Genomic DNA, 21,748 nt, shown 5'->3' with positions numbered 1-21,748 from the left:
TAACACCTACTGATGTTTTGTTACATAGGGCAAAGGTTCTGCCCAAAGAGGTGGTGTTCATGGGTAATGAAGAAAACGCCTGATTTTATTCTCATCATCGTTACACTTGCATTGTTAACAATTGGAATGATTATGGTTTATAGTGCGAGTGCGGTTTGGGCCTCTTATAAAATGGGGGATTCATTCTTTTTTGCAAAAAGGCAATTGTTATTTGCAAGTCTTGGGGTAGTAGCTATGTTTTCTCTCATGAAAATTGATTATTGGGTGTGGCGTACGTATTCAAAAGTAATTTTACTAGTTTGTTTCGTTCTTCTTATTCTCGTTCTTATTCCTGGAGTAGGTCTCGTTCGTGGAGGGGCGCGAAGTTGGATTGGAATCGGGGCATTTTCTATCCAACCGTCAGAGTTTATGAAATTCGCGATGATTATTTTCTTAGCAAAATTTTTAGCGGAACGACAAAAATTAATTACATCTTTTAAACGAGGTTTACTACCGGCTCTTAGTTTTGTATTTCTTGCTTTTGGGATAATTATGTTACAGCCAGATCTTGGTACGGGAACGGTAATGGTTGGGACATGTATTATTATGATATTCATTTCGGGAGCAAGGGTCTTTCACTTTGCAATGTTTGGTTTGCTTGGTGCAGCGGGATTTGTAGGGTTAATCGCATCAGCACCATATCGAATGAAACGCATTACATCATATTTAGATCCGTGGTCGGATCCGCTCGGAAGTGGATTTCAAATTATCCAATCGTTACTCGCAATTGGACCTGGTGGTTTATTTGGGCTTGGGCTTGGACAAAGTAGACAAAAATTTCTTTATTTACCTGAACCACAAACAGACTTTATATTTGCGATCTTATCCGAGGAATTAGGTTTTATTGGTGGTTCATTTGTGTTATTATTATTTAGTCTATTATTATGGCGCGGGATTCGTATAGCATTAGGAGCGCCAGATTTATATGGTACGTTTTTAGCAGTAGGTATTGTGGCGATGATTGCGATTCAAGTAATGATTAATGTTGGTGTTGTAACAGGACTGATGCCTGTTACGGGTATTACTTTGCCATTTTTAAGTTATGGTGGATCAAGTTTGACCTTAATGTTAATGGCAGTAGGTGTATTATTGAATATAAGTCGCCATTCTCGCTATTAAACCCTGTTTAAAAGACAGGGTTTTTCGTGTGTGTGTGAAAATGCAATATGTATATAGAAATAAATACGATTGAATAAGAACAGGGAAGTGGAGGAATCAGTAGTGCGAGTATTAGTAAGTGGTGGGGGTACTGGAGGACATATTTATCCAGCTCTTGCTTTAATTAGAGAAATAAAAAAACTAAATCCTGAAGCAAGATTTTTATACATTGGTACAGAGAATGGATTAGAGAGTACCATCGTACCGAAAGCGGGTATTCCGTTCCAATCTATTGTTATAAGTGGATTTAAACGAAAAATATCTCTTGATAATGTAAAAACAGTGATGCGTTTCCTAAAAGGTGTTCAAGATAGTAAACGATATATTCGTCGTTTTAACCCTGATATTGTGATTGGTACGGGTGGATACGTATGTGGGCCAGTTGTATATGCTGCGGCTAAATTAGGTATTCCGACTATTGTCCATGAACAAAATAGTGTACCTGGTGTAACGAATAAATTTTTAAGTCGTTATGTCGATAAAGTTGCAGTTTGTTTTGAAGCAGCTGCAGAACATTTTCCACAGTCAAAAGTGGTTATGACAGGTAATCCACGTGCATCAGAAGTAATGGACCAAAATGGAATGAAAGGAAAACGTTCGGTAGGACTATCCCTTTCTAAAAAATCCGTGCTTATTTTTGGTGGGAGCCGCGGGGCTAGACCGATTAACGATGCTTTTGTAGAAGCGATTGAACAATTTGGGAATAAAAGTTATGAAGTATTATATGTAACAGGCKAAGTACATTATGATAAAGTTATGGAAGCCGTGAAACAAAAAGGGAATCCGAATAATGTTATTATTAAACCTTTTATTCATAATATGCCAGAGGTACTGACGGGTGTAGATCTTGTTGTTTCAAGGGCAGGGGCTACAACGCTTGCAGAATTAACAGCGTTAGGAAAACCGAGTGTATTAATTCCAAGTCCGTACGTAACAAATAACCATCAAGAAAAAAATGCACGATCAGTTGTTGATAAAGGAGCAGCTAAAATGCTACTTGAAAAAGATTTAACATCTGAAACGCTTATTCGTGACATTGATGAGATTTTATTGGATACACAAACATTACAAAATATGAAACTGGCTACTAAGCAACTTGGTATTCCAGATGCAGCAAATAAGCTATATGAAGTAATGAACAAGCTTATTAAAAAATAACATTAGGTGAACGCCCTGCATATTACTGTAATAAGGAGACTTGATATGGGGGAGATTGTCTATGGAACAATTAGTAAAAGAGCTTTTAGAAGCAAATGTTGGTCGCGTGTTAGTTAATGAACCGTTAGCGCGTTACACGACTATGAAAATAGGCGGACCAGCTGATATTTTAATTGTACCAAAGCATGTTGCTGGTATTGAGAAGACTCTAGAGTTAGTAAAGAAGTACAAGACAGGGTGGACTGCAATTGGTCGTGGTTCAAATCTTCTCGTATCTGATCAAGGTATAGAAGGTGTGGTTATTCGTTTAGGAGAAGGATTAGACCATTTAGAAGTCGAAAAACATAGAGTAAGAGTCGGTGCTGGATATCCCCTTATTAAATTGTCAACTTTACTTAGTCGACAGGGATTAGCGGGCCTGGAATTTGCAAGTGGTATTCCAGGAAGTGTTGGCGGTGCAGTGTATATGAATGCAGGCGCTCATAAGTCCGACATATCGAGTGTATTAACGAAAGCTCGTATTTTGTTTGACAATGGAACAATTAATTGGTTGACGAATACCGAAATGGGCTTTTCTTATCGCACATCTGTATTGCAAATGAAACGCCCTGGTATTGTTTTGGAAGCTGAATTCCAATTGGAGGTAGGCGAACGCGATGGAATTGTAAGAAGCATGCAAAAGAATAAAGAGTATCGCCGTGAAACGCAGCCTTGGAATCACCCTTGTGCAGGAAGTATATTTCGAAATCCAGTCCCCTATTTTGCAGGAGATTTAATAGAAAAATCAGGGCTTCGTGGTTATACAATAGGTGGAGCTCAAATTTCTGAAATGCATGGGAATTTTATTGTTAATACTGGTGTGGCCTCAGCGCAAGATGTATTAGACTTAATCGCATTGGTAAAGCGTACAATTAAAGATAAATTTGGTGTTGATATGCATACAGAAGTAGAAATAATTGGAAGATAACGGTTGTTCGTTCCGCTCATTATCATTTATGTTATAATAAGAAGATAAGAACGGCATGAGGAACATGCCGTTCTTTATGTTACATAGGGGGATCGTACATGAAAAATAGTAAAGTGATTAAACTACAAGATCGTGTACCAAAATTAAAGAATCAAAATAAAAAAAATAAGAAACCCGTTAATCATCGGTTAATTTTATACATATCGATTTTATTTTTATTAGTACTCTTTTTAATTTATTTTCGGTCTCCGCTTAGTAATATAAAAAAGATAAGTGTCTTTGGAAATCATTATATGACAGATGAACAAGTTATGAAGGAATCGGGTGTGACATATGATACGAGTTATTTCCGAGTAACAGCACATAAAGCAGAAGAAAACTTAACGAAACGAAAAGAAATTAAAGAGGTAAATGTAAAAAAACGTTTCCCAAACAAAATTGATGTTCATATCGAAGAATATTTAACAATTGGCTATATAAACAAAGATGGGAAATTACAACCGTTATTAGAAAATGGGAAAACACTCGATGTACTTCCGAACGGAAAGCTTCCAGTTGCAGCACCAATTTTTGAACCATTTAAAGAGGAAAAAATGAAGGAATTAATTGCAGAACTAGAAAAATTAACGCCAACTATTTTAAGGTCTATTTCTGAAATTCGTTATACACCAACGAACGCAAATGAAGATCATCTTACTTTATATATGAATGAAGGATATGAAGTGARCACCACTATTCAAAATTTCGCAAAGCGAATGGAAGCTTATCCACTTATTTTAAAAACAATTGAACCTGGTAAGAAGGTTTTAATTGACTTAGAAGTGGGTGCATATACGAAGGAACTAGGTGCTGAAGAAAAGAAAGAATAGAATGATAGTTTTTACTGCGTTATTACGTATGAAATGAAACGAACGTTCTTTTATATGGATGCTAATTTGCAAGAATGCTTAATTTGATGAAAAAAATGTAAATTTTCTTAGATTCATACTAGGATTGGTACAAGTTTCACTTTTCTACAAGTACATCTTAGTGTAGACTTATACTTGGCGGTAATCTTTACACTTGAAATATAATTATTTCAAGATAGAGCAGTTATTCACAGGTTACTGCGATATTCTTAAATGAATGTTAAATAAAAATAAGAAAAATATAGGGTTAAAAAAGGGAAACGTACAAAGACGTTGAATATTTTTCTTATAAATAGTAAAGTTGCGATTGTTGTTCCATATATTGAGTTGTATGGTATAAATAAAGAAGGAGGTGCCAAAGAATGAACAGCAATGAAATTTATGTTAGTCTTGACATCGGTACATCCAATGTTAAAGTCATCATTGGTGAAATGGTTAATGATAGCTTAAACATTATTGGTGTTGGAAACGTAAAATCAAATGGTTTGAAAAAGGGATCGATAGTTGATATAGATGAAACTGTTCGATCAATTAAAAAAGCAATTGAACAAGCTGAGCGCATGGTGGGTATCCACATTGAGCAAGTTGTAGTAGGTGTCAATGCAAACCAGGTACAGTTGCTCCCGTGTCACGGAGTAGTCGCTGTTTCAAATGAAGATCGTGAAATCGGGAATGAAGATGTCTTACGCGTTCTAGATGCAGCGCAAGTTGTGTCAATTGCTCCTGAACGTGAATTTATTGATGTGGTACCTCGACAGTTCATTGTAGACGGTCTTGACGAGATTAACGATCCACGCGGGATGATCGGTGTAAGATTAGAAATGGAAGGTACACTTATTACAGGCTCGAGAACTTTACTACATAACCTACTTCGTTGTGTAGAAAAAGCAGGTCTTGAAATTGTTGATATTTGTCTGCAACCTTTAGCGGCAGCGACAGTTGCGTTATCTTCGGATGAAAGAAATAGAGGGGTAGCCCTTGTTGATATGGGCGGAGGATCTACAACCTTATCTATTTTTAAAGATGGAGAGTTGCAAGCAACGAGCGTATTGCCATTAGGTGGAGATCATATAACGAAGGATATAGCGATTGGGCTGAAAACTTCAACAGAAAATGCAGATCAAATTAAGCTGAAATATGGACATGCTTTTTATGATACAGCATCTGAAGAAGAGATGTTTACGGTTCCTATTATGGGAAGCGATCAAACAGAACAATATTCTCAGTTGGAATTATCGGATATAATAGAGGCTCGTGTAGAGGAAATTTTAATGTTTGTTCAAGATGAAGTGCATAAGCTAGGAGTAAAGCAAGCTGCTTCTGGATATGTACTAACTGGTGGGATAGCTTCTATGCCAGGTGTTCTTGATCTTGCATACGATATTTTACATGAAAATGTTCGTATAGCAACTCCTGATTATATTGGTGTTCGTGAGCCTCAATATACAAGTGGAGTTGGATTAATTAAACATTCTTATCAAAAAGCTAAATTACGTGGGAAAAATGTGCAGGAAAAGCAAGAACATTTTGAACCAGTACCAGCACCAATGCCGGTACAACAGCAACCTGCGAAACAAAAAACTCGTAATCAAAACAATACTAATCAAAATGATGACCGCATGATGTCAAAAGTAAAACGTGCATTCCGTTATTTATGGGATTAAAATTGGACACGAAAAATGAGGTTCTAGGGGGATTTCGACATGTTAGAGTTTGATACTACTCAAGATCAATTAGCGAATATAAAAGTTATCGGTGTCGGCGGTGGCGGAAACAATGCTGTAAACCGTATGATTGAACACGGTGTACAAGGTGTAGACTTTATCGCTGTGAATACTGATGCACAAGCATTAAATCTATCAAAAGCTGAAACGAAAATGCAAATTGGTGGAAAATTAACGCGTGGACTTGGTGCAGGCGCAAACCCTGAAGTAGGGAAAAAAGCTGCAGAAGAAAGTAAAGAACAGATTCAAGAAGCGCTTCGTGGCGCGGATATGGTCTTCGTAACTGCTGGTATGGGCGGCGGAACTGGAACTGGTGCAGCTCCAGTTGTTGCTCAAGTTGCAAAAGAACTAGGCGCGTTAACAGTTGGTGTTGTAACACGTCCATTTACATTTGAAGGGCGTAAACGTGCAACTCAAGCTGCATCTGGTATTGCGTCATTTAAAGAAAATGTAGATACACTTATCGTAATTCCAAATGATCGCTTATTAGAGATTGTTGATAAAAATACGCCAATGTTAGAAGCGTTCCGTGAAGCAGATAACGTATTACGTCAAGGTGTTCAAGGTATTTCTGATTTAATTGCTACACCAGGTCTAATTAACTTAGACTTTGCAGACGTAAAAACAATTATGTCTAATAGAGGTTCTGCTTTAATGGGTATCGGTTCTGGTAATGGTGAAAATCGTGCTGCTGAAGCTGCGAAAAAAGCGATTTCTAGTCCATTACTAGAAACATCTATTGATGGAGCTCAAGGTGTTATTATGAACATTACGGGCGGCGCAAACTTAAGTTTATATGAAGTACAAGAAGCAGCAGACATTGTAGCTTCAGCTTCGGATCCAGAAGTAAATATGATCTTCGGTTCTGTTATTAATGAAGGATTAAAAGATGATATCGTGGTCACTGTAATTGCAACTGGTTTTGATGATAGTGCTTCGACACAACCACCAAAACCAATTATCCGTCCGACTGCGAATCACACGCAACAGCAACAACAACCAGTAGCTCAACCTTCAAAACAACGTGAAGTTAAGCGTGAAATGAAACGTGAAGAGCCGGTTGTGCATGATCGTCATACTGATTCAGATGACATCGATATTCCAGCATTCTTACGTAACCGTCGTAGACGATAAAAGAAAAGGAGCTTTCATGCTCCTTTTTTTTGTTGTCTAAATGGAAAAGATCTGCTAAGCAGATCTTTTTTTATTATTTTGCATATGGAGAGCCCAGTCCTATTTTTAAACCATAAGCTGTGATAAATAAATTGAAACTTTAATTAGTCGGGGGTGTTCATCCAAAAATGATTGTTAGCCCGACTCCCACTTAACTTCTGTACTTTTTTATAGCTGAATTTTGAGGCAGGGTCTTACTGCCCGCAAATAGCAAGATAAACTTTGTATATATATAATTCAATTATTATGTATACAAGTAAAAAATTTATATTATTCTATGAAAAATACACTTTTATTTTTTACCGACAGATTATGTCTAGAAATCACAAAATAACAAAAAAATCCCTCCACCAATTGACACACTTTCCTATTGGATATGCATTATACTAGTCTCAACTTAAAAAAAGAGGTGAATTGTTTGGTTGTTTACGCCGATATCGTTTGGTTGTTAAACGCCTGCATTGATTTTCTTTTACTTTTATTAACAGCCACCGTGTTAAAAAAGAGAATCAAAAGATGGAGGCTTGTGTTAGGGGCATTTATAGGTTCAACTATTGTTATTTTCGCCTTTACGCCTTTTGCTTCTATGATGACACATCCAATTATGAAACTATTGTACTCGTTACTTATTGTGTATACAGCATTTGGGTTTTCGACATTTAGAAATTATACACAAACTGTTTTTACTTTCTATTTTGTAACCTTTATGGTTGGTGGAGGATTAATTGGAACGCATTACTTTTTGCAAACGAACGAAATGGTAAATGAATTAGTTCAATCTAAATCAGTTTCTTACGGTGATCCAATTAGTTGGGTATTTGTTATTTTTGGTTTTCCAGTAATTTATTATTTTTCTAAAAAGCGTATAGAAAGCGTAGAGGTAACAAAGATACACTATGATCAAATCGTGAAAGTGAAAATTCAATTAGCTGGAGAGGAACTAGAATTAGCAGGTCTAATTGATAGTGGGAACCAACTTTATGACCCGTTAACGAAAACACCCGTTATGATTATGCATATTTCATCATTAGAACATTGTTTGCCAGCTTGGTTAACAGAACAAATTTATTCCAAAACAGAAATTCCTCAAATACCAGAAAATGATTCTGGATGGGCGACGAAACTACGTTTAATTCCTTTCCGAGCAGTAGGAGTAGAGAATCAATTTTTATGGGCAATTAAGCCAGATTGTGTGCGAGTTTATCATGAAGGTAGTTCGGTTGTTGTAAACAAAGTACTGATTGGATTAAATACACAACAATTATCTACTAATGGAGAGTATCAATGCATTGTACATCCGAAAATGTTGATTTCGCAAAAGATGGTAATTGCTTAATTATGAGAGGCGGGATAATATGGTGAAATTTAAATTTTATTTGGTATACCTTTGGTATAAAGTATTGCTGAAATTAGGAATTAAGACCGATGAAATTTATTATATTGGTGGAAGTGAAGCGTTGCCACCGCCGTTAACGAAAGAAGAAGAGGCAGTTCTTTTGAATAAATTACCAAATGGAGATCAAGCTGCGAGGTCGATGCTTATTGAACGTAACCTAAGGCTTGTTGTATATATAGCAAGAAAATTTGAAAATACAGGGATCAATATTGAGGATTTGATTAGTATAGGAACAATTGGTCTTATTAAGGCAGTGAATACATTTAATCCAGAAAAGAAAATTAAATTAGCAACATATGCATCTCGTTGTATAGAAAATGAAATTTTAATGCATTTGCGTCGAAATAATAAAAATCGTTCGGAAGTTTCTTTTGATGAACCGCTTAACATTGATTGGGACGGAAATGAACTGTTATTATCAGATGTTTTAGGTACAGATGATGACATTATTACAAAAGATTTAGAAGCTACTGTAGATCGTCATCTTTTAATGAAAGCATTGCATCAATTAAATGACCGTGAAAAACAAATTATGGAGCTTCGGTTTGGACTCGCTGGTGGCGAAGAGAAGACACAAAAAGATGTGGCTGATATGCTTGGAATTTCACAGTCTTATATTTCTCGTTTGGAAAAAAGAATTATAAAAAGATTACGAAAAGAATTTAATAAAATGGTGTGAAGAATAAGACCAGTCGGTATCTAGACTGGTCTTATTCTTTTTTTGTGCATTAGGAAATATGATATTTGTGAAAAATGATGGAAAAACCGTATGCATAAAATCCCCTTCAAAGGAAATACTTTACACTGTACAGCAACTCCCGATAGGAGGGAACACTTTGACGAGAAACAAAGTAGAAATTTGCGGTGTTGATACAGCTAAACTTCCAGTACTAAAAAATGAAGAGATGCGTAAATTATTTCGTGAAATGCAAAGTGGAGAGATAAGCGCCAGAGAGAAATTAGTGAATGGAAACTTACGTCTTGTACTGAGCGTCATCCAAAGATTTAATAACAGAGGAGAATATGTTGATGATTTATTTCAAGTTGGTTGCATTGGACTTATGAAATCCATTGATAACTTTGATTTAGGCCAAAATGTAAAGTTTTCAACGTATGCTGTGCCGATGATTATTGGAGAAATACGCAGATATTTGCGTGATAACAATCCAATTCGTGTATCTCGCTCATTACGAGATATTGCGTATAAAGCGTTGCAAGTAAGAGAAAAATTGATTGCTGAAAATTCAAAAGAACCAACAGCAATGGATATTGCGAAAGTTCTTGAAGTGACACATGAAGAGATTGTTTTTGCACTAGATGCGATTCAAGATCCGGTTTCATTATTTGAACCGATTTATAACGATGGAGGAGATCCTATCTTTGTTATGGATCAATTAAAGGATGAAAAACAAAAGGACGAGCAGTGGGTTGAAGAACTGGCGTTGAAAGAAGGAATGAAGCGTTTAAATGATCGTGAAAAAATGATTATTCGAAAACGTTTCTTTCAAGGAAAGACACAGATGGAAGTTGCCGAAGAAATTGGGATTTCTCAAGCGCAAGTATCACGTTTGGAGAAGTCTGCTATTAAGCAAATGAATAAGACGATTCAAGGATAAGGTCCTCACCAGTTATGGTGAGGACTTTTTTATATATAATATTTTGCGCTCATAGTAGAGTGGGGAGGTTCATATAATGAAAATAAAATGGATGTTCTATTAGTAGCGGTTATATACTGTTTATCCACTTCAAAATTCGGCTGAAGTAAGAAGAGCCGGAGCTACCCGTAAAAGTCCGATTAGCATGGACTAATAATCAGTAGGGATGGGGAAAATCCCACTGATTATGGTTTCACTTTATTTGAGAGCGTACTTACGATTTATGATATAAGGGAGAGGATGGAACATGATACGAATTTCGGATTTTCAAATGAAGGATGTTGTAAATATTTCAGATGGAAAAAGGCTTGGAAATATTGGAGATATTGATTTTGATATAGACACAGGAAAGATTAGGGCAGTTATTATTTCCAAGCAGACACGTATGCTTGGACTCTTTGGAAAGGAAGTAGAATCTGTGATTCCTTGGGAGCAAATTATGAAAATTGGGGAAGATGTCATACTTGTCAGAGTAGATAATATTAATTCTGTAACAGAATCAATACAAACACCGACAATTTCATAAAGAATATTACAAATTCCTCTTTTTTTTCAGTTGTCATTATGAAAAAATAAAAGTATGGTAAAATAGACAGGAAGTACCATGCTTTTTTCTGTTATTTTAATTAAAAGGAGTCGCTTTATGAGAGAACCATTTAAATATGCGGACGGTATACTGTATTTACAAGCGTGGAAAGAACTTGGAAACATTACTGTTGGATTTACGACAAAAGATGGTGGAGTAAGTACAGGCTCCTTTCATGCGATGAATTTAGGATTACATGTGAATGATATCGTGGAGAATGTTCATGAAAACAGACGCATTTTAGCGAATAAGTTACAAAAACCATTAGAAAAATGGATTTGCTCTGAACAAGTTCATGACCATCATGTTGAGAAAGTAGGACTGCAAGAAAAAGGGAAAGGCGTTTATTCATATGAAGACGGTATTCCAAAAACGGATGGCATTTATACGACTAACAAAGATGTTCTCTTAACATCTTGTTACGCTGATTGTGTTCCGCTCTATTTTTATGCACCATCACATGATATGATAGGACTTGCGCATGCTGGGTGGAAAGGGACTGTAACAGAGATTGCGAAAGAAATGATTCAAAAGTGGAATGCAGAAGGTGTTTCAAGTGATGAAATTCATGTCGCAATTGGTCCTGCAATCGGATCATGTTGTTATGTTGTTGATGATCGTGTATTAACAGCAGCACAGCAAGTAGTAAACGGATCTGTTCCTCATAAAGTAATTTTTGATGGTCAGTATGCAATTAATTTAAAAGAAGTTAATCGTATATTATGTGTACAAGCAGGCATAAAAGAAGAACATATTGTAATGTCATCTCTTTGTACAAGCTGTGAAGAACAATTATTTTTCTCTCATCGTCGTGATCAAGGTAAGACGGGGAGAATGTTGAGTTTCATAGGTTTTAAGGAGGAGTGAAGTAAGTGACAGTGCAAGGGAATTTAGCAGATGTAAACGAAGTAATTAAAGAATCTTGTGTACGAGCTGGACGTTCGATGAAAGATATTAAGCTCGTTGCAGTTACAAAAACTGTAGGGATTGAAAAAACAAGCGAAGTAATTGAAACAGGAATTATTGATTTAGGTGAAAATAGAAATGAAGGTTTCTTACAAAAATACGAGCATTTCGGTTCAAAAGTGAATTGGCATTTTATTGGATCATTGCAAACGAGAAAAGTAAAAGAAATCATTAATGAGATTGATTATTTACATTCATTAGATCGTCTTTCGCTTGCAAAAGAAATTCAAAAACGTGCTGATAAGAAAGTTAAATGCTTTATTCAAGTGAAAACATCATCTGAAGAATCAAAGCAAGGATTGGCGATAGAAGAAACAATTTCTTTTATTCAAAGTTTGCAAGAATTGGATAAGATTGAAGTGGTAGGATTAATGACAATGGCTCCGTTTACAGGAGAAGAGGAAGAGATTCGTCGCTGCTTTAAGGAATTGCGCATGCTACAAACAGAGGTGCAGGAGCTAGAATTATTACATGCACCATGTAAAGAATTATCAATGGGAATGTCAAATGATTACACGATTGCAATTGAGGAAGGCGCTACATATATTCGTTTGGGAACGGTTTTAGTAGGAAAAGCGTAGGAGGAAGGAGAAAGTTATTATGAGTTGGTCAAAAGTAAAATACTTCTTTTTTGACACACCGGAAGAAAAAGAAGCAGCTCAATATAGTTATGAAAAGGAGCAAACAGACATGAAAAAGCAACAAGATCCCCCAGAACAACAAGATGTTCCGTTTGCGAAAGTGCAACCGAAGCAAAATGTAGTGAGTATTGAAACAGCGAAGCAATCTTCAAAAGTTGTTTTACTAGAACCACGTACATATTCGGAAGCGCAAGGCATTTCGGATCACTTAAAAGGTAGACGAGCTGTTGTAATTAATTTGCAAAGAATGTCTACAGATCAAGCTGTACGTATCGTTGACTTTTTAAGTGGTACTGTATACGCTATAGACGGGGATATTCAAAAAATAGGCCCGAAAACATTTATGTGTACACCTGAAAATGTTGATATCGTTGGTGCGATTTCAGAGTTATTCGGTGAAGAAGAAGAGACAAATATAAAGAGGTGGTAATACGCCATGACAACAGTTTTAACAGTGTTACTTACTGCTATCGAGATTTACTCGTGGGCACTAATTATTTACATTCTCCTATCATGGTTTCCTGGCGCAAAGGAATCAGCTTTTGGAGATTTTCTTGCGCGTATTTGCGAACCGTATTTAGAGCCGTTTAGGAGGTTTATTCCACCATTTGGCATGATTGATATTTCTCCACTTGTTGCTATTGTTGCCTTGAAACTTGCTAGAGGTGGTTTAGTGAGTTTATTCAACTATTTTTTATAGTGTGAGGTTAAATACATGAGCATCTATGAGCATTTTAGACCTGATGAAGAGGTCTTTGTGGATAAAGTATTAGAGTGGAAACAGGCTGCTGAGTACCATCAAGTCAAGTTAACAGATTTTCTTGATCCAAGACAGCAACAAATTGTTTCTATGGTAATAGGGCAAGGAGATGTAGCTGTACGGTTTGATGGTGCGATGCCTGAAGCCGAACGGAAAAGAGCACTAATTTATCCAGATTATCTAGAATTAAATGAAGAGGAATTTCAAGTAGAAGTATTAGAAATTGACTATCCTTCCAAGTTTTTTACGCTAGAACATAGGCAAATATTAGGTGCATTCATGTCGCTTGGTTTAACAAGGGAAAAATGTGGTGATATTTTGCTTCAAGAAGACCGTGCCCAAATTGCAGTTGCCAAAGAAGTTGTATCGTATATTGAAATGAACTTACAATCAATAGGGAAAATGAAAGTCACACTCTCTCCTATACAAGTAGAGAAAATTTTGCGTGTAGGTGAAAAATGGGGAGAAAAATCTGGGACTGTTTCGTCACTTCGTCTAGATGTTTTATTAGCTGAAATGCTACATATATCTAGGCAGAAGGTACAGCCTCTTATAAAAGGTGGCTTAGTAAAAGTCAATTGGAAAACAGTAGAGCAAACTTCGTATGAATGTTTTCCAGGGGATGTTTTCTCGGTTAGAGGGCATGGACGAAGTAAATTATTTTCTGTAGAAGGTAAAACGAAGCGCGACAAATGGAGAGTTTTGTATGGTATACTAAAATGATTGGTTTTTTAGAAGGAAATTCTCTTATTTTGTCGAAGAAAAGATATAATTGAAAGAGGAAATTTAGATAACTACTTGGAGGTGGCGTTGTGCCGTTAACACCATTAGATATTCATAACAAAGAATTTGGTCGCGGGTTTCGTGGCTACGATGAAGATCAAGTAAATGAGTTTCTTGATCAAATCATCAAAGATTATGAATTAGTCATTCGTGAGAAAAAAGCTTTAGAAGAAAAGGTTGCACAATTAGAAGGAAAGTTAGATCATTTTTCTAATATTGAAGATACGCTGAACAAATCTATCATTGTCGCACAAGAAGCTGCTGAAGAAGTGAAGCGTAATGCACAAAAAGAAGCAAAATTAATTGTACGTGAAGCAGAAAAAAACGCAGATCGTATCATTAATGAAGCGTTAGTGAAATCAAGAAAAGTTGCTTTTGATATTGAAGAGTTGAAGAAACAAGCGAAAGTATTCCGAACTCGTTTCCGTATGTTATTAGAAACACAACTTGAAATGTTAAACAACGATGATTGGGATAAACTAATTGAATTAGAAGACGAAGTGGACGAACTGTTGAAAAAAGAAGAAACAGTGTAAGCTTGACGTTTTTCTCATTATTACATATAATTTTAAACAGCATATTTATTAAGAAAAACGAAGATAGGGATAAGTACCTTTTTCATACCTTATATAGCGAACTGAGGATGGTGTAAGCTCAGGATAAGGAGATAATGGGAATATCACCCTGGAGTTCCGCGCTGAACAAATTTAGTAAGCGTAGGCGTATATTCGCGTTAAGAATATAAAGAGGACCTTATGCATTTGTATATGGTCTACTAGGGTGGTACCGCGGGAGACTTTCTCGTCCCTTTTTGGGGATGAGAGGTCTCTTTTTTATTCCCTTTTTTAAGGTCTGTCGTTTATATATTTAAGGAGGAATTGAGCATGGAGTACAAAAATACATTACTAATGCCAAAAACAGAATTCCCGATGCGTGGGAATTTACCGAAACGTGAGCCTGCAATGCAAGAAAAATGGGCTGAAATGAATATTTATGAAAAGGTACAAGAACATACGAAAGGCCGTCCTTTATTTGTACTACATGATGGACCTCCATATGCAAATGGTGACATCCATATGGGACACGCACTAAATAAAGTGTTAAAAGACTTTATTGTTCGTTTTAAATCAATGACTGGATACTGTGCACCATATGTACCAGGTTGGGATACACACGGTTTACCAATTGAGCAAGCTTTAACAAATAAAGGTGTAAAGCGTAAAGAAATGACAGTTGCTGAGTTCCGTAAGTTATGTGCAGAGTATGCATATGAGCAAGTGGAACGTCAACGTGAACAATTTAAGCGTTTAGGTGTACGTGCAGATTGGGATAATCCATATATTACTTTAGAGCCAGCTTATGAAGCACAACAAATTAAAGTGTTTGGTGACATGGCGAAAAAAGGTTATATCTATAAAGGACAAAAACCAGTTTACTGGTCTCCAACAAGTGAATCAGCTTTAGCAGAAGCTGAAATTGAATATCAAGATAAAAAATCAGCATCTATTTACGTAGCATTCCCTGTAAAAGATGGAAAGAACGTATTAGAAGGTGATGAGAAATACATTATTTGGACAACAACGCCTTGGACGTTACCTGCAAACTTAGGTATTTCTGTTCACCCAGAACTTGAATATGCTATTGTGAAAGTAAATGATGAGAAATATATCATCGCTTCTGAACTATTTGAGACAGTTGCAAAAACGTTAGAGTGGGAAAATGCTGAAGTTGTGAAAACAGTAAAAGGTAGCGAACTTGAGTATACAGTTGCAAAACATCCATTCTACGATCGTGACTCATTAGTTATGCTAGGAGAGCACGTAACAACAGATGCAGGTACAGGTTGTGTTCATACAGCACCAGGACACGGGGAAGATGACTTCGTTGTTGGTAAAAAGTATGGCTTAGAAGTACTTTGCCCAGTTGATGATAAAGGTGTATTAACAAATGAAGCACCTGGATTTGAAGGCTTATTCTATGATAAAGCTAACAAGCCAATTACGGAAAAATTAGAAGAAGTAGGCGCGTTACTGAAACTAACATTCATTACGCATTCATACCCACATGATTGGAGAACGAAAAAACCAATTATTTTCCGTGCGACAGCGCAGTGGTTTGCATCTATTGAAGCGTTCCGTAAAGAATTATTAGAAGCTGTTGCGGAAACAAAATGGGTACCAGCATGGGGAGAAACTCGTCTTCATAATATGGTTCGTGACCGTGGTGACTGGTGTATTTCTCGTCAGCGTGCATGGGGTGTGCCAATTCCTGTATTCTATGCAGAAAATGGTGATCCAATTATTACAGATGAAACAATTAATCATGTAGCAGATTTATTCCGTGAGCACGGTTCTAACGTATGGTTCGAGCGTGAAGCGAAAGATTTATTACCAGAAGGATTTACACATACAGGTAGCCCAAATGGTGAATTCCGTAAAGAAACAGACATCATGGATGTATGGTTCGATTCAGGTTCTTCTCACCAAGCGGTATTAGAAGAGCGCGAAGACTTACAACGTCCAGCTGATTTATATTTAGAAGGATCTGACCAGTATCGTGGTTGGTTTAACTCTTCATTATCAACAGCAGTTGCTGTAACTAGTAAAGCTCCATATAAAGGCGTACTAAGCCATGGTTTCGTACTAGATGGTGAAGGACGTAAAATGAGTAAGTCGATTGGAAACATCGTCGTACCGAAGAAAATTATGGATCAATTAGGCGGAGACATTTTACGCTTATGGGTATCTTCTGTTGACTATCAATCTGATGTACGTATTTCAGATGATATTTTAAAACAAGTAGCAGAAGTGTATCGTAAAATCCGTAACACATTCCGTTTCTTATTAGGAAACTTAGATGATTTTAATCCAAGTGAAAATACAGTAGCGGTAGCTGAACTTCGTGAAGTAGATCGTTACATGTTAGTGAAGTTAAATGACTTAATTACAAAAGTAAAAGATGCATATGAAACATATGACTTTGCTGCTGTATATCATGCAATTCACAACTTCTGTACAATTGATCTAAGTTCATTCTACTTAGACTTTGCAAAAGACATTTTATACATTGAAGGTGCAGATCACGCGGATCGTCGTGCAATTCAAACTGTATTATATGATGTTCTTGTTGCATTAACGAAACTTGTAACGCCAATCTTACCTCATACAGCTGATGAAGTATGGCCATATGTTCCTGGTGCAGAAGAAGAAAGCGTACAGTTAACTAATATGCCAGAAGCTACAGAAGTAGAGGGTTCAGAAGCGTTAAGAGCAAAATGGGATGCATTTATGACATTACGTGATGACGTTTTAAAAGCGTTAGAAGTAGCTCGTAATGAGAAAGTAATTGGTAAGTCATTAAATGCGAGCATTACGCTATATCCGACTGCAGAAATGAAGGCTATGTTAGAGTCTATTAGCGAAGACTTAAAGCAATTATTCATCGTCTCTGAGTATAAACTTGGTGGTACAATTGAAGAAGCGCCAACAGAAGCACCAAAGTATGAGCATACAGCTGTAGTTGTAGCACCGGCGACAGGTGAGACGTGTGAACGTTGTTGGGTTGTTTCAGAAACAATTGGTAAAGATGCAGAACATGAAACATTATGTGAGCGTTGTGCAACGGTTGTTAAAGAAAATTATGTAAAATAATGAAAAAAAGCTGACTGCTCATAATAGCAGTCAGTTTTTTGTTGATGATATATCGAAATAACTTTCACTCTCTTTCCTATGAAGGAAAAATGTGTGTGAGGTAAGCGTGGAAATTTCGGACACACTAATTGTACATTGCAGCTGGGAGGAATGTACACGTGAATGAAATTTATATGGAAATAAAAGAAGAATTGCAATTGATGAGAAAAGAGTTGCAAGATAGATTGGCGAAAGAAGTAATGCACACATACTATATGGAATTTGGGCAAGAACTTGGATACGAAATAAAGGAAGAGACAAAGAAAAAATTGCTATTACATGATATAAAAGAGGATTTAAAAGATGTAGAACGTGCATTGTTTAAAATGGAAATAGATATGTACGGTATTTGTGAAGAAACTGGAAGAGCGATTTCTACAAAACAAATGAAAACAATGCCGACTGCTCGTACTATTCATGAATTTTTCTATGAAAAGGTAAATGTATGAAATACGCACAACGATATTATGTTACCTTTTTTTAATTTATTTTATTCTTCTACAAAGGTTCATTGTGAAAAGGTAGCAGCTATGCTAAAATTTTGAGGTACACTGTCTTTGTGGGGGAAATGAAAATGATATATTATGTAATAGCGTTATTTGTCATTGCCATCGATCAAATATCGAAGTGGCTAATTGTAAAGAACATGGAATTGGGTACGAGCATTCCGATTATCGATAATGTATTATACATAACATCTCATCGAAATAGAGGAGCTGCCTGGGGTATTTTAGAAAATAAAATGTGGTTTTTCTACATTATTACAGTCATTTTCGTAGCATTTATCGTATTTTATATGAAAAAATATGCGAAAACGGACAAGCTTCTAGGTATTTCATTAGGTCTAATTTTAGGCGGAGCAATTGGCAATTTTATTGATCGTGTATTTAGACAAGAAGTAGTGGATTTCATTCACGTGTATATTTTCTCGTACAACTATCCGGTATTCAATATAGCTGACTCAGCATTATGTATTGGAGTTGTATTAATTATTATTCAAACAGTATTAGAAGGAAAGAAAGCGAAGGAGTAATTGAATGAGTGAAGTAGTACAAGTAACAGTTGCAGAAGAACAAAAAAGCGAGCGAATTGATAAATTCGTTGCAGAAATAAACAGTGAATGGTCACGTTCACAAGTGCAGCAATGGATTAAAGATGCTGTTGTGACAGTAAATGGGAAATCAGTTAAAGGGAATTATAAAGTAAAAGGAAATGATGAAATTACAGTAACAATTCCCGAGCCAGAAGAGTTAGATATTCAACCGGAAGATATGAATTTAGAAGTTTATTATGAAGATGCCGATGTACTAGTTGTAAATAAGCCGCGTGGCATGGTAGTACATCCAGCACCAGGGCATACGAAGGGTACGCTTGTAAACGGACTTATGCATCATTGTACAGACCTATCAGGTATTAACGGTGTAATGCGTCCTGGTATAGTACACCGTATTGATAAGGATACATCTGGATTATTAATGGTTGCTAAAAATGATATGGCGCATGAATCACTTGTAAATCAACTTGTAGCAAAAACGGTAACAAGACGTTATAAAGCGATTGTACATGGTGTAATTCCACATGATAAAGGAATAATTGACGCTCCAATTGGTCGTGATAAAAAAGAACGTCAAAGTATGACTGTTGATGAAAATGGTAAGAATGCAGTTACACATTTCCAAGTGTTAGAGCGATTTAAGGATTTCACCCTTGTAGAATGCCGCTTAGAAACGGGACGTACACACCAAATTCGTGTTCATATGAAATATATTGGTTATCCACTTGCAGGAGATCCAAAGTATGGTCCGAAGAAAACATTAGATATGAATGGACAAGCACTTCATGCAGGGATTTTAGGTTTCGATCACCCTCGTACTGGTGAATATATTGAGTTTGAGGCACCGATTCCAGAAGTGTTTGAAGAAGTGCTAAATGTTTTACGGAAATAGTATTGACAAATCATAAGAAAACTGAGATACTGACAACAGTTAAATAATGATCCTTTAACACAGCCCCGTGAGGTTGAGAAGGTAACGGTTTGAAATACTTAGGGTATGTTGTACCCTTTTTTCAAAAGTCCTCTCGCACACGCTGAGAGGACTTTTTTTATACCATTACTCTCACGCAAGAAAAAAAGCTTGGAGGTGTAGAGCATGCAAGAGAAAGCTGTCGTTTTAGATGACCAAATGATTCGCCGCGCTTTAACACGAATTAGTCATGAAATCGTGGAACGAAATAAAGGTGTCGATAATTGTGTTCTTGTCGGAATAAAAACACGTGGAATTTTTATTGCACAACGTTTGGCAGAACGAATTGGTCAAATTGAAGGAAAAGAGATGGAAGTAGGAGAGTTAGATATTACGTTATATCGTGATGATTTAACACTACAATCGAAACATAAAGAACCACTTGTAAAAGGTTCTGATATTCCTGTAGATATTACGAAGAAAAAAGTTATCCTTGTGGATGATGTGTTATATACAGGTAGAACAGTTCGAGCAGCAATGGATGCTCTTATGGATTTAGGTAGACCATCACAAATCCAATTGGCTGTTCTTGTTGATAGAGGTCATCGTGAATTACCAATTCGCGCTGATTATGTAGGAAAGAACATTCCAACATCTAGTGAAGAGCGTATCGAAGTTGATTTGCAAGAGACAGATCAACAAGATCGAGTAAGCATATACGATAAGTAAAGCCCTTTTAAATGTAGTCCTGTGAGGCTGCCAAAGGGTCTTGGCTTTCATATGTCAAATTTGGCATACGAAAGTGTAGGACTCTTTGTGCACAGGCACAAAGAGTTTTTTTATTGCAAAAATTAAAACTGAAGGAGGATGTAACAATGGAGCAAAAGCCAGTGTTAGACATTCATGAAGTACCGAAACCGGGAAAATGGTTATTATTAAGTATACAACATTTGTTCGCGATGTTTGGATCAACAGTGCTTGTTCCGTTTTTAACAGGACTGAATCCATCAGTAGCTTTAATATCAAGTGGATTAGGAACGCTAGCGTTTCTTCTAATAACGAAAGGTCAAGTACCAGCATATTTAGGATCATCATTCGCCTTTATTGCACCAATTATTACAGCGAAAACAGCAGGTGGACCTGGAGCAGCGATGCTTGGAGGAATGCTTGCGGGACTTGTTTACATCTTAATCTCACTCGGAATTAAGAAATCTGGGTCAGAATGGATTATGAAATTACTTCCGCCAATCGTAGTTGGGCCAGTCGTAATGGTAATCGGTTTATCTTTAGCACATACAGCAGTGAACATGGCGATGAACGGTGCGGATGGTAAGTATAGCATTACACACTTTTCAGTAGCATTAGTAACATTAGCAATTACAATCATTTGCTCCATATTCGGGAGAGGATTTTTCAGTATCATACCAGTGCTACTTGGAATCATCGGCGGGTATTTATTCGCTTACTTCCAAGGGCTAGTAGATTTAAAGCCAGTAGCTGAGGCAAAATGGTTTGTCATACCAGACTTCACAGTACCGTTTGTAACATATACTCCGGAGTTTTCATGGGAAATTGTACTCTTAATGGTGCCAGTTGCACTTGTAACAATTTCAGAACATATCGGACATCAAATTGTACTTGGAAATGTTATTAAAAGAAATTTAATTGAAAAACCAGGTTTACATCGTTCAATCTTCGGTGATGGGATAGCAACATTGATCGCATCACTAATAGGAGGACCACCGAATACAACGTACGGTGAAAACATCGGTGTGCTAGCAATTACGAGAGCATACAGTGTATACTTATTCATCGGTTCAGCAGTGTTCGCAATCATGTTTGGATTTATCGGGAAGATTTCAGCACTGATTCATTCGATTCCAACACCAGTTATGGGTGGTGTATCAATCTTACTCTTCGGAGTAATCGCATCAAGTGGTTTACGTATGATGGTAGACGATAAAACAGACTTAGGTGACAAACGAAACTTAATGATTGCATCAGTTATACTAGTAATCGGTATTGGCGGAGCGGTACTGCACGTAGGTGAATCGTTCCAAGTAGAAGGAATGGCGCTAGCAGCAATTGTAGGTGTACTATTAAATCTACTACTACCAGAGACAAAACAAACAAATAAAACAAAACAATCTAAGCAGATTGCTTCATAAAAATAACCTTTTA

General features: G+C 36.6%; 22 protein-coding genes and 1 other annotated feature. All 22 genes read left to right on the top strand.

The genetic code is table 11. From position 1 onward, the window contains the following. The first annotated feature begins 66 nt into the window (after positions 1–66). The 22 genes from spoVE (at position 67) to uraA (ending at position 21,735) form a co-directional block, all read left to right on the top strand. A complete protein-coding gene (spoVE, locus tag AC1DKZ_RS01275) occupies positions 67–1,158 on the top strand; it encodes a stage V sporulation protein E (protein WP_002066872.1) in 1,092 nt (363 codons plus the stop codon). Between the two features lie 102 nt (positions 1,159–1,260). Continuing rightward, complete coding sequence (gene murG, locus AC1DKZ_RS01270) at positions 1,261–2,355, top strand: undecaprenyldiphospho-muramoylpentapeptide beta-N-acetylglucosaminyltransferase (RefSeq protein WP_476995565.1); 1,095 nt, start codon at positions 1,261–1,263, stop codon at positions 2,353–2,355. 61 nt (positions 2,356–2,416) lie between these two features. Further along, the gene (gene murB, locus AC1DKZ_RS01265) at positions 2,417–3,322 is read left to right on the top strand and encodes a UDP-N-acetylmuramate dehydrogenase (protein ID WP_476995564.1); all 906 of its coding nucleotides are present in this window, start codon (positions 2,417–2,419) and stop codon (positions 3,320–3,322) included. Between the two features lie 98 nt (positions 3,323–3,420). Then, positions 3,421–4,191: a cell division protein DivIB gene (gene divIB / locus AC1DKZ_RS01260; protein ID WP_476995563.1), complete on the top strand. Its 771-nt coding sequence runs from the start codon at positions 3,421–3,423 to the stop codon at positions 4,189–4,191. A gap of 401 nt (positions 4,192–4,592) precedes the next feature. Beyond that, positions 4,593–5,894, top strand: coding sequence for a cell division protein FtsA (ftsA, locus tag AC1DKZ_RS01255; RefSeq protein ID WP_002014731.1), 1,302 nt, complete (start codon positions 4,593–4,595; stop codon positions 5,892–5,894). A 39-nt stretch (positions 5,895–5,933) separates the two neighbouring features. Continuing rightward, positions 5,934–7,088, top strand: a complete 1,155-nt coding sequence (gene ftsZ, locus AC1DKZ_RS01250) for a cell division protein FtsZ (RefSeq protein WP_002014730.1) — start codon at positions 5,934–5,936, stop codon at positions 7,086–7,088. A 457-nt stretch (positions 7,089–7,545) separates the two neighbouring features. Next, positions 7,546–8,463, top strand: coding sequence for a sigma-E processing peptidase SpoIIGA (spoIIGA, locus tag AC1DKZ_RS01245; protein WP_476995562.1), 918 nt, complete (start codon positions 7,546–7,548; stop codon positions 8,461–8,463). 19 nt (positions 8,464–8,482) lie between these two features. Then, the gene (gene sigE, locus AC1DKZ_RS01240; RefSeq protein WP_002128857.1) at positions 8,483–9,202 is read left to right on the top strand and encodes an RNA polymerase sporulation sigma factor SigE; all 720 of its coding nucleotides are present in this window, start codon (positions 8,483–8,485) and stop codon (positions 9,200–9,202) included. Positions 9,203–9,359: 157 nt separating this feature from the next. Then, positions 9,360–10,139 carry an RNA polymerase sporulation sigma factor SigG gene (gene sigG / locus AC1DKZ_RS01235; RefSeq protein WP_002014725.1) on the top strand — a complete coding sequence of 260 codons (780 nt, stop codon included), beginning with the start codon at positions 9,360–9,362 and terminating at the stop codon, positions 10,137–10,139. 286 nt (positions 10,140–10,425) lie between these two features. After that, positions 10,426–10,704 carry a YlmC/YmxH family sporulation protein gene (locus tag AC1DKZ_RS01230; protein ID WP_476995561.1) on the top strand — a complete coding sequence of 93 codons (279 nt, stop codon included), beginning with the start codon at positions 10,426–10,428 and terminating at the stop codon, positions 10,702–10,704. Positions 10,705–10,821: 117 nt separating this feature from the next. Further along, positions 10,822–11,631, top strand: coding sequence for a peptidoglycan editing factor PgeF (gene pgeF / locus AC1DKZ_RS01225; RefSeq protein WP_476995560.1), 810 nt, complete (start codon positions 10,822–10,824; stop codon positions 11,629–11,631). A gap of 5 nt (positions 11,632–11,636) precedes the next feature. Next, positions 11,637–12,311: a YggS family pyridoxal phosphate-dependent enzyme gene (locus AC1DKZ_RS01220; RefSeq protein ID WP_002033757.1), complete on the top strand. Its 675-nt coding sequence runs from the start codon at positions 11,637–11,639 to the stop codon at positions 12,309–12,311. 19 nt (positions 12,312–12,330) lie between these two features. Beyond that, positions 12,331–12,801 (top strand): cell division protein SepF, encoded by a 471-nt coding sequence (locus AC1DKZ_RS01215; RefSeq protein ID WP_078175388.1) that lies wholly within the window; start codon positions 12,331–12,333, stop codon positions 12,799–12,801. 6 nt (positions 12,802–12,807) lie between these two features. Beyond that, complete coding sequence (locus AC1DKZ_RS01210; protein WP_002014720.1) at positions 12,808–13,071, top strand: YggT family protein; 264 nt, start codon at positions 12,808–12,810, stop codon at positions 13,069–13,071. Between the two features lie 15 nt (positions 13,072–13,086). Then, positions 13,087–13,854 carry a YlmH family RNA-binding protein gene (locus AC1DKZ_RS01205; RefSeq protein ID WP_476995559.1) on the top strand — a complete coding sequence of 256 codons (768 nt, stop codon included), beginning with the start codon at positions 13,087–13,089 and terminating at the stop codon, positions 13,852–13,854. Between the two features lie 89 nt (positions 13,855–13,943). Continuing rightward, positions 13,944–14,450 carry a septum site-determining protein DivIVA gene (gene divIVA / locus AC1DKZ_RS01200; RefSeq protein ID WP_001131609.1) on the top strand — a complete coding sequence of 169 codons (507 nt, stop codon included), beginning with the start codon at positions 13,944–13,946 and terminating at the stop codon, positions 14,448–14,450. Between the two features lie 51 nt (positions 14,451–14,501). After that, positions 14,502–14,726, top strand: a binding site (T-box leader). 72 nt (positions 14,727–14,798) lie between these two features. Further along, the gene (gene ileS2, locus AC1DKZ_RS01195) at positions 14,799–17,564 is read left to right on the top strand and encodes an isoleucine--tRNA ligase (protein WP_476995558.1); all 2,766 of its coding nucleotides are present in this window, start codon (positions 14,799–14,801) and stop codon (positions 17,562–17,564) included. Positions 17,565–17,722: 158 nt separating this feature from the next. Next, a complete protein-coding gene (locus tag AC1DKZ_RS01190) occupies positions 17,723–18,052 on the top strand; it encodes a TraR/DksA C4-type zinc finger protein (protein WP_002014715.1) in 330 nt (109 codons plus the stop codon). 125 nt (positions 18,053–18,177) lie between these two features. After that, complete coding sequence (lspA, locus tag AC1DKZ_RS01185; RefSeq protein ID WP_002128849.1) at positions 18,178–18,636, top strand: lipoprotein signal peptidase LspA; 459 nt, start codon at positions 18,178–18,180, stop codon at positions 18,634–18,636. Positions 18,637–18,640: 4 nt separating this feature from the next. Further along, complete coding sequence (locus tag AC1DKZ_RS01180; protein WP_476995557.1) at positions 18,641–19,549, top strand: RluA family pseudouridine synthase; 909 nt, start codon at positions 18,641–18,643, stop codon at positions 19,547–19,549. Between the two features lie 204 nt (positions 19,550–19,753). Next, positions 19,754–20,296 carry a bifunctional pyrimidine operon transcriptional regulator/uracil phosphoribosyltransferase gene (gene pyrR / locus AC1DKZ_RS01175; protein ID WP_001156489.1) on the top strand — a complete coding sequence of 181 codons (543 nt, stop codon included), beginning with the start codon at positions 19,754–19,756 and terminating at the stop codon, positions 20,294–20,296. A 146-nt stretch (positions 20,297–20,442) separates the two neighbouring features. Then, a complete protein-coding gene (gene uraA, locus AC1DKZ_RS01170) occupies positions 20,443–21,735 on the top strand; it encodes a uracil permease (RefSeq protein ID WP_476995556.1) in 1,293 nt (430 codons plus the stop codon). The last annotated feature ends 13 nt before the right edge of the window (positions 21,736–21,748 follow it).

Source organism: Bacillus sp. 05T21 (genome assembly GCF_056396785.1).
The sequence above is the reverse complement of the archived record's forward strand: the minus strand, read 5'-3'. Positions and strand labels throughout refer to the sequence as shown.